At 47.6% G+C, this 15,908-nt stretch carries 15 protein-coding genes; 8 read left to right on the top strand and 7 right to left on the bottom strand.

What is annotated here, in order from left to right:
• Positions 1-5 precede the first annotated feature (5 nt).
• The 5 genes from GO003_RS21835 to GO003_RS21855 all read right to left on the bottom strand — a co-directional run bounded on the left by GO003_RS21835 (position 6) and on the right by GO003_RS21855 (position 5,289).
• A complete protein-coding gene (locus GO003_RS21835) occupies positions 6-1,316 on the bottom strand; it encodes a homoserine dehydrogenase (RefSeq protein WP_159655790.1) in 1,311 nt (436 codons plus the stop codon).
• A gap of 143 nt (positions 1,317-1,459) precedes the next feature.
• A complete protein-coding gene (gene alaC / locus GO003_RS21840; protein WP_159655878.1) occupies positions 1,460-2,644 on the bottom strand; it encodes an alanine transaminase in 1,185 nt (394 codons plus the stop codon).
• Between the two features lie 198 nt (positions 2,645-2,842).
• On the bottom strand, positions 2,843-3,355 hold the full coding sequence (locus tag GO003_RS21845) for a hypothetical protein (RefSeq protein WP_159655788.1): 513 nt from the start codon (positions 3,353-3,355) through the stop codon (positions 2,843-2,845).
• A 275-nt stretch (positions 3,356-3,630) separates the two neighbouring features.
• Positions 3,631-3,807 (bottom strand): hypothetical protein, encoded by a 177-nt coding sequence (locus GO003_RS21850; protein ID WP_159655786.1) that lies wholly within the window; start codon positions 3,805-3,807, stop codon positions 3,631-3,633.
• Positions 3,808-4,161: 354 nt separating this feature from the next.
• Positions 4,162-5,289, bottom strand: a complete 1,128-nt coding sequence (locus tag GO003_RS21855; RefSeq protein WP_231089142.1) for a lytic transglycosylase domain-containing protein — start codon at positions 5,287-5,289, stop codon at positions 4,162-4,164.
• A gap of 224 nt (positions 5,290-5,513) precedes the next feature.
• On the opposite strand from GO003_RS21855, the gene GO003_RS21860 reads away from it, so the two are divergent.
• Complete coding sequence (locus GO003_RS21860) at positions 5,514-6,812, top strand: transposase (RefSeq protein ID WP_231089143.1); 1,299 nt, start codon at positions 5,514-5,516, stop codon at positions 6,810-6,812.
• Positions 6,813-6,978: 166 nt separating this feature from the next.
• Positions 6,979-8,109, top strand: a complete 1,131-nt coding sequence (locus tag GO003_RS21865) for a cytochrome-c peroxidase (RefSeq protein WP_159659083.1) — start codon at positions 6,979-6,981, stop codon at positions 8,107-8,109.
• A 240-nt stretch (positions 8,110-8,349) separates the two neighbouring features.
• Here the strand turns inward: GO003_RS21865 and GO003_RS21870 are convergent, their stop codons facing one another.
• Entirely contained in the window at positions 8,350-8,589 is a 240-nt protein-coding gene (locus tag GO003_RS21870) for a DUF1640 domain-containing protein (RefSeq protein WP_231089144.1), read from the bottom strand.
• A 457-nt stretch (positions 8,590-9,046) separates the two neighbouring features.
• Here GO003_RS21870 and GO003_RS21880 point away from each other — a divergent pair, with 457 nt between their 5' ends.
• The 6 genes from GO003_RS21880 (at position 9,047) to GO003_RS21905 (ending at position 15,206) form a co-directional block, all read left to right on the top strand.
• A complete protein-coding gene (locus GO003_RS21880; RefSeq protein WP_331001651.1) occupies positions 9,047-9,478 on the top strand; it encodes a pilin in 432 nt (143 codons plus the stop codon).
• Between the two features lie 6 nt (positions 9,479-9,484).
• On the top strand, positions 9,485-11,413 hold the full coding sequence (locus GO003_RS21885; RefSeq protein WP_159659082.1) for a hypothetical protein: 1,929 nt from the start codon (positions 9,485-9,487) through the stop codon (positions 11,411-11,413).
• 476 nt (positions 11,414-11,889) lie between these two features.
• Complete coding sequence (locus GO003_RS21890) at positions 11,890-12,783, top strand: glycosyltransferase family 2 protein (RefSeq protein WP_159659081.1); 894 nt, start codon at positions 11,890-11,892, stop codon at positions 12,781-12,783.
• Positions 12,755-13,909: a glycosyltransferase family 4 protein gene (locus GO003_RS21895; protein WP_159659080.1), complete on the top strand. Its 1,155-nt coding sequence runs from the start codon at positions 12,755-12,757 to the stop codon at positions 13,907-13,909. Before GO003_RS21890 ends, GO003_RS21895 begins: the two co-directional genes overlap by 29 nt.
• On the top strand, positions 13,906-14,628 hold the full coding sequence (locus tag GO003_RS21900) for a class I SAM-dependent methyltransferase (protein WP_159659079.1): 723 nt from the start codon (positions 13,906-13,908) through the stop codon (positions 14,626-14,628). Before GO003_RS21895 ends, GO003_RS21900 begins: the two co-directional genes overlap by 4 nt.
• Before the next feature lie 404 nt (positions 14,629-15,032).
• Entirely contained in the window at positions 15,033-15,206 is a 174-nt protein-coding gene (locus GO003_RS21905; protein ID WP_159659078.1) for a hypothetical protein, read from the top strand.
• Positions 15,207-15,409: 203 nt separating this feature from the next.
• Here GO003_RS21905 and ssb read toward each other — a convergent pair whose 3' ends face one another.
• A complete protein-coding gene (gene ssb / locus GO003_RS21910) occupies positions 15,410-15,892 on the bottom strand; it encodes a single-stranded DNA-binding protein (RefSeq protein ID WP_159659077.1) in 483 nt (160 codons plus the stop codon).
• Between the last annotated feature and the right edge of the window lie 16 nt (positions 15,893-15,908).

The following is a 15,908-nucleotide window of genomic DNA, read 5'->3' on the forward strand; positions in this document are numbered from 1 at the left end:
TTTTGTTATCCCAAAGTTTCTAAACGGATGCGGTTGACTTTTCCGGTTACCGTGACTAATTTTTCGATTTCAGTGATAGCCGCATTCAGCTCATGCTCTAGCGTGTTTTGAGTCAGCATGATAATCGGCACGGAACTTTTCCCGGCAGGCGGCTCTTTTTGAATAATCGCTTCAATGCTGATTTGATGCGAAGCCAGAATCCGCGTGACATCGGCCAATACACCGGGCTTGTCTTCCGCATGCAGACGTAAATAATAAGCCGTACGGAACTGCTCAGGCGCAAGAATGGGGATATCGGCCAGAGAATCAGCCTGAAAGGCCAAATGCGGCACACGGTTTTCAGGATCGCCGGTCATCGCTCTGACCACATCGATCACATCGGCCACAACCGAAGAAGCCGTCGGTTCAGCCCCGGCTCCGGCGCCATAATAAAGCGTAGGTCCTACCGCATCGCCTTTGACTAAAACGGCGTTCATGACACCATCCACATTGGCGATAAGCCTGCGATGCGGAATCAGCGTAGGGTGTACGCGCAATTCGATACCTTCGGCTGTTTTTCTGGCAATGCCTAAATGCTTGATGCGATAACCTAATGCTTCGGCGTATTCGACATCGGCGCGGGTAATTTGGGTAATACCTTCGGTATAGACTTTGTCAAATTGCAAGGGAATACCGAAAGCAATGGAAGCCAGAATGGTCAGCTTATGCCCCGCGTCTATGCCTTCCACATCAAAAGTGGGATCTGCTTCGGCATAACCCAACGCCTGCGCTTCAGCCAGCACATCGGCAAAATCACGGCCTTTATCCCGCATCTCGGTCAGAATAAAATTGCCGGTGCCGTTGATAATACCGGCCAGCCATTGAATTTGGTTACCGCTCAAACCCTCTCGAATCGCTTTTATTATCGGAATACCGCCCGCTACCGCCGCTTCAAACGCAATCATTACACCTTTGGCACTGGCCTGAGCAAAAACTTCATTACCGTGCAACGCAATCAGGGCTTTATTGGCCGTAACGACATGCTTGCCCTGCGCTATGGCTTTTAAAACCAGCGTTTTGGCTAAGGTAGTGCCGCCGATCAATTCCAGGACAATATCAATCTCAGGGTCATTGATGATTTCAAATGGATCTGTCGTCAGGCTAATGCCTTGCGTATCGCAGATGCGATCCCGGTTCAGATCACGCGCAGATGCCCGGGTGATGATAATCTCACGCCCTGCTCTGCGGGCAATCTCCGCTGCGTTTCGTTTCAATACATTGACCGTGCCGCCGCCGACGGTACCCAATCCCAAAACACCTACTTTAACCGGTTTCAATGTGTACTCCTGAATGATGAGAGCCGTTCCTGTTAAACGAAAAAATGATGTAACTGTTCAGCGGAGAAACAAAACTAAGGTGCTGAACCGCGTAGGTTGGGTTGGCTATCGCCAACCGCAACCTACGCTCACTAATTATGAAATTAGATGAGGTTGTCCTTTTTGAACATATTTCTGATCCCTCGAATGGCTTGGCGCGTTCTGTGCTCATTTTCAATCAAACCAAAACGGACATGGTCGTCACCGTATTGACCAAATCCGATACCCGGTGAGACGGCCACTTTGGCATCCACCAGTAATTTTTTTGAAAATTCCAACGATCCCATTGCCTTATAAGGTTCAGGAATGGGCGCCCAGACAAACATGGTGGCTTTCGGTTTCGGAACCGGCCATCCTGCCGATGTCAAACCTTCACACAGGACATCACGGCGTTTTCTGTACATCTCGGCAATTTCAACCAGGCAATCCTGTGGGCCTTCCAACGCGGTGATCGCAGCAATCTGAATCGGCGTGAAGGTACCGTAATCCAGATACGATTTGATCCTGGCCAATGCGCCGACCAGTTCCTTGTTGCCGCACATAAAACCGACACGCCAGCCGGGCATATTATAACTTTTCGATAATGAGAAAAACTCTACGGCCACATCGGTCGCGCCTTTCACCTGAAGAATTGAAGGCGCTTTATAACCATCAAACACGATATCGGCATAAGCAATATCCTGAACCACCCAGATCTTGTGCTCTCTGGCAACGGCAATAATTTTTTCAAAGAAATCCAGTTCCACACATTGCGTGGTTGGGTTGCCCGGAAAATTAAGGATTAACATTTTAGGCTTGGGCCACGAATCAATAATGGCTTTATGCAGCTCGTCGAAAAAATCAACCCCCGGCACCAGAGGCACATGGCGCACATCGGCACCGGCAATGACAACGCCATAAGGATGTATCGGATAAGCCGGATTGGGCACCAGAACCACATCGCCAGGGCCCAGCGTGGCCAAAGCTAAATGCGCCAGACCTTCTTTGGAACCTATGGTCACAATTGCTTCGGTATCGGGATCCAAATCAACGTCGAACCGGGTTTTATACCAATGACATATCGCTTTGCGTAAGCGAGGTATGCCTTTAGAAACCGAATAGCGGTGGGTATCGGGTCGTTTCGTCGCTTCCACCATTTTGTTGACGATATGATCCGGCGTGGGTTGATCCGGGTTACCCATGCCGAAATCGATAATATCTTCTCCGGCCGCTCGCGCTTTCGCCTTTAATTCATTAACAATGTTAAAAACATAAGGGGGTAAACGACTTATTCTATGAAATTGTTCCATCAGCGGCTCGGTGCAAGTATCGATATTAAATGAAGAAAAAAGACCGCCTAAGGTACTGTTAATCAATGATTGTGTCAATTGATGTCTTTGAATCCGGCCGCTTGAGCTGTGTTATAAATCCTGTGATGCAAAATCAGGTCATCACTGAATTTTGGCAACGCTACCTTAATGTGATCGCATAGCCTTTAAATCAATCGGTTAAAAGCAATCCCCGTATTCCATGATCAGCAAACGGCAATCAAAGAAGGTATTGGGGTAATAGGCACTGATAACCCAACGCAAAAAACATTCAAACAAAAAGAACAGTGTCATCGCCCGGGCACCGCTGCTGGCCAGCTTGAATTGCGTATGCCCTGAACAGCGCCAAACAGAAGTAATCCACCATATTGAAGGCAATAACAACATCCCGTGCACAGTTTTCCAGCTGGCAATGGTGTAGGTCACATTCATTACTCGATAATCGATATAATAAAAGACCACATTGACAAAGATAAAAAATGGCCAGAAGGCCCGTTTCAGAGGTGCTTCACCTAACCAAGTTGCCAGAAGATACTGATAGAAACTACCCCCGGTCTGAAGAGGCCATTCGGTTTTAACTTCGGGTGTGTAAAAATGAACCAGACAAAAAATCGCCACCAGCAAAATAGAGACTTCAATGGGGCTCAAGAAATTTGTATAGGTAAACAAAGTTGTTAACGTAGTGATAAACATAATTCTCCTACTGTTTAATACCGATTACACCAACCCCAAAAATCAGCGGGAAAGCATTGGATTCAGTTCATGCCAAGTCTGGAACAGAATCCAATAGTGTTTAAAAAAAGCTATGTTCGCGTTAGAAGTTGAATGTAAATAAACGCCGTCATTCCGGCATGGATTGCCGTAATCCAGGTCACAAGGAAGTGAAAGTCCAACGCCATCCATGGCATGGCTTCTGGATCCCGGCGATCCCTGCTGGGGCGACACCTACTATTAACGCGAATATAGCCTTAAAAAAGCGGCGGCTCGCTTACGATCTCAACTTTTTCGTCAACCTGCCGCTCTTGCTCAATTTTGCTTTTTTCTTGCTGGGAAAGATAAGTACCTGTCATCAGGAACCCCATGACCAGCAGGTAAATTACCGCGGCTATTCGCTTTACTTTTAGTGCATCGTCAACTTCTTTCATAATTGTCCAGTCTTAAGCTAGGTTTGTTAATGATAAGCGCCTCCCGGCGTCTATTGATTTGACTCAGAGTCCCACCTGAGTCCCGTTAGGCCGCGCCGAGCACTGGCGATTTTGCCGATTAAAGCCCGCTAGGGGAGCGGCAAGGATGCCGCTCGTTTTCGGAGGGCTAGGGATAGCCCTTCCGAAAACCCTCGGCAAAATCGTCAGCGCGCAGGATGCCGCGGCCTCCGGGTGTCTTTTCTTTTGGATACTTTTCTTTGGACAAGCAAAGAAAAGTATCGCGGCTGTCGGTCCGCGAACCGACTTCAAATAAGCTGAAGCTTAATCAGGTAAATTTTTAATTGAAAGGCATCTTCAAAACCCCGGTATACCGATTTTTTGAATTTTAACAGCATTATCACCTTCCTCATAAGCCAGTAACTTACCTTCTTTTTTCCAAATTCGAAAAGCCAGCGCATAAGTCAGCACGCGAATCGGATAATCTCTAGGCAAAATCTGCAAATACGGCTGAATGGTCGCAAAATCGGTAACCCCGTATTGTTTCATGATAAACCGCAACCCGCCGTTTTGAGGACCTATGTTATAAGCCAACAAACCAAGAAACAAATCGCCGTGCATGTCGTTTAAATAGTGTTTGAGGGTCGCTGCCGCCAGAAAGGCATTGTGTTTATGATTTTCCAGATCCAGATGCGCACCCTTTAATTCACTTTTCGCGGCGGACTTTACCGACTCGGGAACCCGCGTAATTTGAAACAAACCATGCCCCCCGTCCGCGCTGGTTCTCGGCAAAAATGAAGACTCGGCCGCGGCTACACCTTTCAGTAAATCGGCGTCCACATCAAAGCGCCTGGCCGCCTCATTGATATCGCTATCAAATGACCCGCCCCGTTCAACCAGCTTAATCAGTTGCGCATGCCCCATACGACGGTAAGCGGCATAAACCTGGTGGCCAATCGTGATCCGTCTGACCTCCTCTTTACCTCCGACCAGTGTTCTAAAATGGCCGTACGCGTCAATAAATCCGGCCTGCACTACCGACCAGTAAACCAGTGCCAAACAGCTTGTCGACACCAGAAAAATGGCAACAGGAGCCCGGAGGTTAAGCCATTTGCGTAACCGCCACCAGCCGGCAAGTAATAAGCCACCTATCACCACAATCAATAACACACCGATTGCAAAGGGGAGCATATGGGTCAAAAAACCCGTTCCGGTAAACCGCTGCGCGGACCAACCCAACACAAAAATAATTAAAACCAGACCCAAACCGGATAATCCGGCACATTCAAGCGTGAGCAGCAGAAACTTTTGACCCAGAGATGACGTGCGAGGCTTTTTATTGACTTTGGACGGCTTTTTTTTAGCGATACGCGGCCCCTGGCTGGTTTTTCGAGCCGGTTTCAAGGGCACCGGGACCTGCTTTGTTAAGGCTTTTGGCTTGATCATGAATGCTTGAGTTTTGACTGTTCTTGATTGCGATTTCACAGCAAATTGTGCTTAATGACAATCATTATAAAGGCCTGAAAACGTGTTAACGCTTTTGAGAAGATTAGGATGAGAGTAAAAAACGCCATTAAGTTATGCGTAGTTTGTAGGTGGGGGCCATCCCCATAGGCGCCAACTTAAGCCATAAAATATTGATTCATAGTTGAAAAATAAAGGTGTGGCCACAACATAGCGTATTTTTACCGACGAAAGTGAAAATCCCTATGATGCAGCCACAGCTAACTGATACGCATTTTGATGACTTTTTGCAAGAACTCCCGACTGATTTCCAGGCGCGGGCCTATGAATTGCAGGCGTTTGCCCGGGCACGGAAAATCCAATCACCGCTGCAGTTATTGCAATTAGTCCTGTTGTATTGCGGACTGGACTTGTCGTTGCGCAGCTGTGCCGGCGAAATCGCCAAGCTTCAGGGCTATTTGAGCGACATGGCGGTAACCAAGCGACTGGCGGCCTGCGTAGCATGGATCAAGTCGTTACTGAAGAGTGTGTTTGGACTGGATAAAAAGGTCAACAACGGCTCGTTCAATTTCATTGTGATTGACGGCTCGACCGTGCAAGAACCGGGTGCGAACGAAACGACCTATCGCCTGCATGTGGCGATCGACTTGATGAGCTTGACACTCCGCGAGGTCAACGTCACGACCGATAAAGTCGGGGAAAGCTTGGCTCATTATCAGTTGGCCGCAGGTGATGTCGCGCTGATGGATCGAGGCTACAACCAACCGAAGAGCTTAATTCCGTTCATTGACCGGGGCGGCGATGTCGTGCTGCGCTATAATCCGCACAGTATGACGCTTTACGAGCGGAACGACGATCCCAACGGTGTCAAAATCGCTTGGGAACAGCGCTTACGCGACTTGAACGGCCAACCGGCTGCGATACCGGTTTATCTGTGTCATCAAGACAACCGCATCGAAGGCGTGGTGCATGCGATGCCGTTACCGCCGGAACAGGCCGCCCAGGCACGCTGCAAAGCGAAACAACGCGCGCGTGATAAAGGTCGCACGGCAAGCCAAAAGACCTTGATGCTGAGCGGTTGGGTATTGGTTTTTACCTCGATTTCCGAGTCGGTGCTCGACACCAAAGCCGTCGCTGAGCTCTACCGGGTTCGCTGGCAAGTGGAACTGGTCATCAAGCGCCTGAAAAGTTTGCTCGATATCGACCGGCTACGCGCTCGTAAAAACAGCAAGCTGGCGGATTTATATTTGCACGGCAAGTTACTGTTTGCCGCAGTGACTCAAAAAATTGTGCAGCGCCGATTCGGCCGGGCGGCCACCACGATGGCCGGCGATCGTTCGATTACCCATTGGCGTTTATGGCGCACGATCGCCGATGAAATCAAATCCGGACTCACGGCTTGTTTGCCCAAAAATGAGCGATTTATTGACGACTGTATAAAAAGCCTCTGTGAACGTCCGCGCAAGAGAAAGCTTCAGGGTTTGCCGGGGCCTGTTTCGGAGCTCATCGCTGAACGTCGGAATTTAGGTGTTCGTTTTGCTTAATCAAGCACTTAGACCCTTAAGTTGGCGCTTATGGGGGCCATCCCCGCGATTGAACCTCCTAAGATCGCGGGCATAGCCCGCTCCTACAACATCACCTACCGATGAAAGTGCCCGGTCACGGCGCTTTTTAGTATAAACTCCAGAATCAGCCACAGGAAGATTGATTATGCGTAAATGCTTTATCCCTATCTTGATAACCTGCATTCTGTGCGCGTGCTCGGATCAACCCGAGTCCCCATCTGTTTTAAAACTATCGCCTTCGGGAAATCCTTTATTGGGATTGCCACCTTTGGCGATACCGGAAAACAATCCACAAACACCTGAAAAATCAGCGCTGGGAAAACAGCTCTTTCAAGACAAGCGCTTCAGTGCCGATGACAGCGTCAACTGCGCGCGCTGCCATGTCCCGGCCAATGCTTTCATCGACTCGTTGCCGGTTGCAGCAGGCATCAAAGACCAATTCGGCACCCGCAACAGTCCCAGCGTCATCAATGCCGCATTTTATACGCATCAATTTTGGGACGGCCGCAGGGACTCATTGGAAGAACAGGCCAAAGACCCTTTCGTTAACGTCATAGAACACGGCCTCAGCGATCACCGAAAAATCGTTGACATTGTCCGCACCGATCCGGACTATATCAAGCAATTCAGGCAGGTATTTGGTCTGGAGCCCGCACAAATTTCGATTGATCAGGTTGTCATGGCCATCGCCGGCTTTGAACGTACCCTGATCGCAGGAGACAGCCCATTCGACCAGTATCGCTTCGGCGGCGACAGCCATGCGCTCAATGATGCGGCCATTCGCGGCCTGGCGGTATTTCAAGGCAAAGGCCGATGCACCAGCTGTCATAAAATTGCAGAAACCAGCGCCCTCTTCACGGACAACCAGTTTCATAACTTGGGTATAGGTTTCGGCAAAATCGCAGGCAAACTGACCGGTCTCATCAAGGCAACAAGACAGACTGAAGGTAAAATTGATGCACCCGTGTTAACCAACGCCGAACTCTCGGAATTGGGTCGTTATGCGGTTACCGGTAATAAAGCTGACTTGGGCCACTTTAAAACGCCGACTTTACGCAATATTGTCCTGACTGCGCCTTATATGCATGACGGCAGTTTGGCAAACCTTGCAGAAGTCATCGAATTTCACAATCAGGGCGGTTTTGCCAATCCATTTCTGGATACCGAAATGCGCCCCTTGGGTTTGACTCAACAGGAAAAATCGGATTTGGCCGCCTTTATGGAAGCATTGACCAGCAGCCAATTTGCCGATGCCAATTATTTTAAGCAGCGATAAAGCGGTTGTCGCAACACTTTGAAATAGGCAATTGATGAATTGGGGGAGTTAAGGTTGGCACTGTTTACACCAGTAGTGCTGTCACCCCGGAAAATGAAAGCCCGTAGGGCGGATAAGGCGATAGCCGCATCCGCCAAGCCGTTAAAGGTGGATGCGTTATCGCTTATTCACGCTACCCATCTGCCTCCCTGACTTTCACGGTAACGCGAACAATGCCTTGATCTTTTGTAAACGGCGCAATCAAACCGGAAAAAAAGCTTTTAGAATCAAGGTCAAGATGCCACCCAGCACCAAACCTACCATCCATTTAATAACCAACAATTCGCGCTCCAGACGATTAACAACTGATTTTGTCGCCAACTGTGAATCCATTGCTTCGGAAAAAGCAGCCACTAAGGCCTCTGCTTCAGCTTTAGCCTGTTCTTCAGGCACTCCGCCAGCTTTGAGCCGTTCAACATATTTTAAAGTATCAAAATTCATAGTCGCCATGATAATAACGGGTAAGAAATAACAGCGTCCGAGTAAAATCATTTTGTCACTATTTAGCGAAGCAACAAAACAAAGTTAATGCCCCGTGTAGGTTGCGGTTGGCGATAGCCAACCCAACATTTCAAGGCCATGGCGTCAATTGTTGGGTTGCGAAAAGCATGCAACCCAACCTACTTTGAGCCCGAGTGACAAAATTTGTCACTTTCGGACACGATAACGCAACCCTCACCGCGCCAGGTTCCGTTAATCGAATAAATCGCCTATCGATTTATTTTTTCTTTAGCCCGGCCTAGACCTCAATGCTTGCACGCCACATCACTAAATTCACTGAATTACCGACAGCCAAGCCCTGATTAGCGCAATCGTTTTTATTAATTATTAACTTTGGCATAGCTAATGCTTTAATCATCTCGAAACGAATTGACTCCCCCAACGAAGGAAATTAACTATGAAAATTCAAATGCAAAAAGTACAACAAGGTTTTACGTTAATCGAGTTAATGATCGTGGTCGCGATCATCGGCATCTTGGCGGCTGTAGCGATTCCGGCTTATCAGGATTATCTGGCCAGAGCTCAAGCGGCTGAAGGTGCATCTTTATTAGGTGGTTTAAAAACTGGGGTAGCAGAATGGTACGCAACTAACGGAAACTTGCCTACCACAGGTCAAATAAACGCTGTAACCACGGGTAAGTATATAAGTGGCATTGCATTAGCAGGCAATACATATACTGCTACTTTCAGAAGTACACCTGGAAGTGTGAATGCGAAATTAGCAGGTGAAACCATTGGTATGACTTTTGATACATCCGGATCTACTAGCTTTACTTGGACATGCTCAATGGACCAAGCTGTTAGACCAAGCGTTTGCCCAGCACCATAATAATAAATGCTCTCAACCGAGCAATTGAAACCAAAGCCCCTGCTCATGCAGGGGCTTTTTTTATGCCTGATTACTCTCCTCTATTGCTGGATCAGTTTACCCGGATTGGCGGGTGGATTCATTCTGGACGACTGGCCCAACCTTGATGGACTGGAACAGGTTAAAACGCACATCAGCCCCTTGCAATTCTCATTGAGCGGGGTCTCCAGTCAATTAGGTCGTCCGTTTAGCTTACTCACGTTTGCGCTACAAGCCGAACACTGGCCGCACAATCCTTTTCCTTTCAAACTGGCCGGTCTGGGTATTCATATCGCGAACGCCTGGTTAATTTATCGGTGCTGTTATCTTATTGCGCAGATTAGAGTCTGGCCGCAGCGTTCAGCCTTGATTTTTGCCGGTACCGTTTTCACCTTGTGGCTGTTCCACCCGCTTAATATCAGCACCGTATTTTATGTGGTTCAGCGGATGACGCTGTTGGCGGCGTTTTTTTCATTGCTTGGCGTGACTGCCTTTTTATGGGGCTTCAGAATTTCCATATCGGGCCAAACCGTCAAAGGTTTAGTCATCGCCACGTTGGGCATTGCCTTGACTTACAGCCTGGGCATCCTTTCCAAAGAAAACGCAGTATTGACCGGCTTGGGTATCAGCGTGCTTTATTGGCTTTTGTTACGCAACCAGAAGCGTTCTTTACTTTGGGACAGTTGGATTATCATTTTAGGTGTCATGCCTTCGCTGATTATTTTAATTTATTTATGCTTTGACCTGAACCATTACACGCGTTCGGATTTCACCCCATTTCAGCGTTTATTGACTGAATCGGTCATCTTGCTGGACTATGTTGACAAAATCCTGCTGCCCACACCTAACAAACTGAATATTTTTAATGACGGCTTTCCTGTTTATAGAAACGTACTCGACTCTTTTGTCACTATCAAAGCAGTAATACTGTGGTTGGTTACCATCGCCTTAGCGATTGTATTTAGACAGCGCGTCCCTTTTTTAGCCTTTGCACTTTTTTGGTTTTTATCCGGACACCTGCTTGAATCCAGCATATTCGGCCTCGAGCTGTATTTTGAGCATCGCAATTATTTGCCAAGCGTCGGCATCATTATCGGCATAGTCGGTACCCTCATGGATATCAACCATAAAGCCCTTCGTTATTCCAAAAGCATTAAAGACGGCATCCGGTATTCATCAATAGGCTTGCTATCGCTGATGTCACTGGGTTACATGCTGGTTTACGGCGCGGAAGTTTCAACCTGGCGATCACCCGGTGCATTAGCCATTTCAGCATTAACCGAGCGGCCCAATTCTTTACGCGCCCATCAGGAAGCGGCTGCCTTTTTTGCCAATAGCGGCGATTTTTCCAGTTCATCGTTATTAGCCCATACCATTGAAAAAAAATGGCCTAATTACCCGGGAACCTACAGCCAGCTCGTGATGTTGCAATGTATGGATAATAATGTAAGGGTGCCTGCCAATGAAGCCATTAAACAGCGGTTGCAAACCGGCAGATTCGATAGAGGCACATTGGACAGTTGGAAACAAATATATGATTTTAAAAAATCAGGCCACTGCCCAACACTTAACTGGGATCAATACCGAGCGTTTCTTGATCAATTGCTGAACAACGCAAGTTACAACAGCCAAAAAGAAGACTTGGTTATTTTGCTGGCATTGAGTTACAACGCCGAAGAAAAGTACTCTGAAGCGGCAACCTCGCTGGATAAAATCACAGAAGACAGGGTCAGCCTGGACTTTTTAATTTTTAAGGCAAAATTCTATGCCATGGCCGGTTTAAAACAAGAAGCGCTGCAATTACTCAAACGCACTAGAACGCAACATACCAAAGACCTAAAAAACTGGTTACCGCGAAAAAATCAGGTCAACGACCTGGAACAACAAATTTTAACCAGTATAAGTAGCCCTGAATAAGGGGTGATCTAAAGGCATTTAAACAACGTAACAAAACAAAAGCGTTGCTCAATGTAGGTTGCGGTTGGCGAAAGCCAACCCAACAGCTCAATGCCATAGCTTTAATTGTTGGCTATGTTCGCGTTAGTAGTTGAAAGTAAATCAACACCGTCATTCCGGCAGGGATTGCCGGAACCCAGGTCACAAGGATGTGAAAGCCCAACGCCATCCAAGGCTTCTGGACCCCGGCATTCCCTGCCGGGGCGACGCCTACTATTAACGCGAACATAGCCTAATTGCTGGGTTGCGAAAAGCAGGCAACCCAACCTACCCTGCTAAATAAGAGTCCCGTCTTAAACTTACTCCTGCACCTGTATAATCCTCCCCTTTCTTCTTGATCTGCTAAACTTCAGTCCGGTCGATTGTTTTAGGTAATAACCTTAACCCAACAATTCACAGTAATCTTGAATCCAGCAAACTCATCATCTGACAATTTTGTGAAGTCCAATAATCAACTCAGCATTGTGCTCCCGGCTAAAAACGAAGCGGCGAACCTGCCGGAATTGTTAACACAATTGAAGGCGATCGTGCCTGATGCTGAAATTTTGGTGATTGATGACGGTTCTACCGATAACACGGCTCAAATTGCTCAAAATGCCGGCGCCAAAGTCATTAGCCACCCTTACAGCCAAGGCAATGGGGCTTCGATCAAAACCGGCGCCAGAAATGCGCGGGGTCAGATACTGATATTCATGGATGCCGACGGCCAGCATAATCCGCAAAACATTCCCGCACTATTAGCGAAACTGGATGAAGGTTATGACATGGTGGTGGGAGCCAGACACGTCAGCACGCAAGCCTCCTGGTTCAGAAAAATAGGCAATTCATTTTATAACCGGCTGGCTTCGTTGATGACAGGCCATAAGATTGAAGATCTTACCTGCGGTTTTCGGGCGGTCAAAGCGAATAAATTCAGAAAATTTCTTTACCTTTTGCCCAACGGCTTTTCTTATCCGACGACCAGCACCATGGCTTTTTTCCGCTCCGGCTTTCCGGTCGCCTATGTGCCTATCCATGCCGGAAAACGGGAAGGCAAAAGCCATATCCGCCTGCTACGTGACGGTGTTCGATTTTTTATCATCATCCTGCGAATTGGGGCGCTTTTTTCCCCTATGCGTTTATTTTTACCGATCAGCGGTTCGGTCTTTTTAATAGGCATCAGCTACTACGCCTATACCTATTTTACGACCAGCCGGTTTACCAACATGAGCGCTTTGCTCATTCTGTCTTCCTTAATCATCTTTTTGATAGGCATTCTCTCCGAACAAATTTCATCCCTTCATTATCGCGATGCAGAACGTAATGAAAAAGATCCTGCTGGTAACCCGTAACTTTCCCCCACTCAGAGGCGGAATGGAGCGCCTTAATCATCATATTTATCTGGAATTAAACAAGTCTTTCGATGTGGTGGTCGCGGGCCCTGCTGACAGCCCTTTATATTTAAGCCCATCAACTCGCTTTTGTGAATTTCCGCACAGGCCTTTACCCGTATTCTTCTGGTTTTCATTTTGGTCAACACTGCGTCTGGCAATCAAAGAAAAACCCGCACTTATCATTTCCGGAAGTGGCATCACTGCCTTGTCGGCGCGTTTAATAGGCTACTTGTGTCAAGCCAAAGTAATTGCTTTTATTCATGGATTGGATGTTGTTATGCCGCACCCTGTCTATCAAAGCGTCTTTCTTCCCGCCATACGTTCTTGCGATGCCCTTTGGGTCAATAGTCAAAACACGGCAAAGTTGGCGATCGATAAGGGCGTTATGTCCGATAAAATTAAAACGGTTCATCCCGGTGTTGTTATACCTGGAAACATTACAATAGCTAACCGTTCACTTGATTTTAGAAGCGAATTGGGTTTGACCCAAGATCAAAAGATTCTGTTAAGCGTTGGCCGTTTGACTGAACGCAAAGGACTGGTTGAATTTATACTTTACGCCTTTCCTGATATCGTCAAAGCCTGTCCTGACTGCATTCTGGTTATTATTGGCGATGAACCCAACAATGCGTTGCATCATAAATCCGGCGCAAAGGAAAAAATCACTCAAGCGGCAAAAGACAAGAACCTTGAAAATCATGTCATTTTTCTGGGGCATGTTAACGAAGCTCAGCTCGAAGCTGCCTATCAGAGCAGCCAGCTGCATATCTTTCCTGTAGTTGAACTGCCGGGCGACATAGAAGGATTCGGCATGGTGGCTATTGAAGCTGCCGTTTATGGCCTTCCTACGGTTGCCTTTGCGGTTGGCGGGGTTCCTGATGCGGTAAGCCACAATAAATCAGGCTGGTTAATCCAACCGGGAAACTATCCGGCAATGACTAAAACCGTGATAAACAGCCTTTCCAACGCCAATTCATCAAACCAAAAGGTGAGCCCTGAAAGTTGCCGCCAACATGGTGCAGAATTTTCATGGGACATTTTTGGCGACAGAATAAGGCAGCTTTGCTGGGAAACAATGCAATGAAAACTAAACCACCAACCCTGAACCCCGGCTTTATTGTCCAAAGCGGTCGGCAGGCAAAAGCCTTAAAGATTCTTAAAATAATAGAAGATGCCGGCAAAGTAAGAAATTCTTCGCTTAAACTTTTAGATATAGGAACAGGCAATGGTGAAATTGCATTTTTTCTTTCAGACTATTTCGACGTGACTAGCGTGGATGTGAAAGACCAACGCAACCAACGCGAAGGTTTTGCATTTGTATGTATTGATGGAGAATATCTGCCTTTTGAGAATCAGCATTTTGATGTGGTGATCAGTAATCACGTTATAGAACATGTCAACAACGCTGACTTTCATTTAAACGAAATTTACAGGGTTTTAAAATCCGATGGTGCAGTTTATTTGGCAACACCAAACCGTCTTTGGCCTTGGGAAGTCCATTACCAGATGCCTTTATTACATTATTTGCCGCAACCTGTTTTTATGCAGATACTAAAGTACATGGGGAAATATCATGAGGAGGTCAGCTTATTAAGCTGGTTTTCTTTAAAAGACAAAGCCCAGACTCATTTTTCAATCTCAATAATCAGTGACTCAGTGTGTAAGTGGCCGCAAAGGTATTATTTAAATTTAAACAATAAAATTGCGTTAATCTTGTCCTGGATCCCGTTGTTTCTGTATAGAGCGTGTACCTTCATTCATCCGACGCTGATCGTCGTGTTTAGACCCAAATCCAATCAATAAAAGATCGCGATTGATGCGCCTCCTGGCGTCGGCACATCCTATGAGCTTTGTATTAAACCTCATGCCTCATCCTTTGGGCTTGACCCAGAATACAGATAACCGTTATTCCGACAAGGGATTGCCGAAATCCGGAAGTAGGATGTGCTGAACAACGTGAAGCGCATCGGTCGCGATTGATGCGCCTCCTGACGTCGGCACATCCTATGGGCTTTGCATTGGCGAGCATTTAACCTAATGCCCCATCTGTTGGGCTTGGCCCTGCCTGCGGGTAAGCGTCATTCCTTCTGGGATCGCCGGAATCCGGATAGGATCTGCTGAACAGCGTGAAGCGCATCGGTCGCGATTGATGCGCCTCCTGGCGTCGGCACATCCTATGGGCTTTGCATTGGCGAGCATTTAACCTAATGCCCCATCTGTTGGGCTTGGCCCAGTCTGCGGATAACCCTCATTCCGAAAGGGATCGCCGGAATCCGGATGTAGGATCTGCTGAACAACGTGAAGCGCATCGGGTCGCGATTGATGCGCCTCTTGACGTCGGCACATCCTATGGGCTTTGCATTGGCGAGCATTTAACCTAATGCCCCATCTGTTGGGCTTGGCCCAGTCTGCGGATAACCGACATTCCGACAAGGATCGCCGGAATCCGGATGTAGGATGTACTGAACAACGTAAAGCGCATCGGTCGCGATTGATGCGCCTCCTGGCGTCGGCACATCCTATGGGTTCTCGACATAAATGCATAACCGGGGACATACCTTTGATTGTCTATATCAGAAGTGCATCAGAACGGAATATCGTCATCAAAATCGTCAAACTGGGCAGGCGCTGAAGTGGGTGGATTAGAGGGGCTATTGCCTGGGCCAGAGGGTTTAGAGGATTGTTCTGCGGGAGCATATCCGCCACCCGCGCCTTCTCCATAATTGGCCGTGCCTCCGCTGCGGCTATCGAGCATGTGCATTTCTTCTGCAACAATTTCTGTGGTGTAGCGGTCTTGTCCGTCCTGGCCTTGCCATTTCTGGGTTCGAATGCGTCCTTCCACATAGACCTGACTGCCTTTCTTCAGGTATTCGCCGGCAATTTCCGCTAACCGCGCAAAAAAAACGACCCTATGCCATTCTGTTTCTTCTTTACGTTCGTTGGTTTGTTTATCCCTCCAGCGTCTCGATGTGGCAAGGCGAATGGTGGTGACTGCGCCACCGCTGGGCATATAACGGACTTCGGGATCCACACCCAAACGTCCGATTAATGTAACTTTATTTAGCATAGGTTCTCCAGAATAA

It is taken from the genome of Methylicorpusculum oleiharenae (assembly GCF_009828925.2).
Classification (GTDB): domain Bacteria; phylum Pseudomonadota; class Gammaproteobacteria; order Methylococcales; family Methylomonadaceae; genus Methylicorpusculum; species Methylicorpusculum oleiharenae.

Bases quoted from the DNA above. Each gene is read 5' to 3' on its own strand.
- GO003_RS21895 (WP_159659080.1), top strand. From the start codon at position 12,755: ATGAAAAAGATCCTGCTGGTAACCCGTAACTTTCCCCCACTCAGAGGC.
- GO003_RS21900 (WP_159659079.1), top strand. From the start codon at position 13,906: ATGAAAACTAAACCACCAACCCTGAACCCCGGCTTTATTGTCCAAAGC.
- GO003_RS21885 (WP_159659082.1), top strand. From the start codon at position 9,485: ATGCTCTCAACCGAGCAATTGAAACCAAAGCCCCTGCTCATGCAGGGG.
- GO003_RS21880 (WP_331001651.1), top strand. From the start codon at position 9,047: ATGAAAATTCAAATGCAAAAAGTACAACAAGGTTTTACGTTAATCGAG.
- GO003_RS21870 (WP_231089144.1), bottom strand. From the start codon at position 8,589: ATGAATTTTGATACTTTAAAATATGTTGAACGGCTCAAAGCTGGCGGA.
- GO003_RS21850 (WP_159655786.1), bottom strand. From the start codon at position 3,807: ATGAAAGAAGTTGACGATGCACTAAAAGTAAAGCGAATAGCCGCGGTA.
- ssb (WP_159659077.1), bottom strand. From the start codon at position 15,892: ATGCTAAATAAAGTTACATTAATCGGACGTTTGGGTGTGGATCCCGAA.
- alaC (WP_159655878.1), bottom strand. From the start codon at position 2,644: ATGGAACAATTTCATAGAATAAGTCGTTTACCCCCTTATGTTTTTAAC.
- GO003_RS21845 (WP_159655788.1), bottom strand. From the start codon at position 3,355: ATGTTTATCACTACGTTAACAACTTTGTTTACCTATACAAATTTCTTG.
- GO003_RS21860 (WP_231089143.1), top strand. From the start codon at position 5,514: ATGATGCAGCCACAGCTAACTGATACGCATTTTGATGACTTTTTGCAA.
- GO003_RS21905 (WP_159659078.1), top strand. From the start codon at position 15,033: ATGCCCCATCTGTTGGGCTTGGCCCAGTCTGCGGATAACCCTCATTCC.
- GO003_RS21865 (WP_159659083.1), top strand. From the start codon at position 6,979: ATGCGTAAATGCTTTATCCCTATCTTGATAACCTGCATTCTGTGCGCG.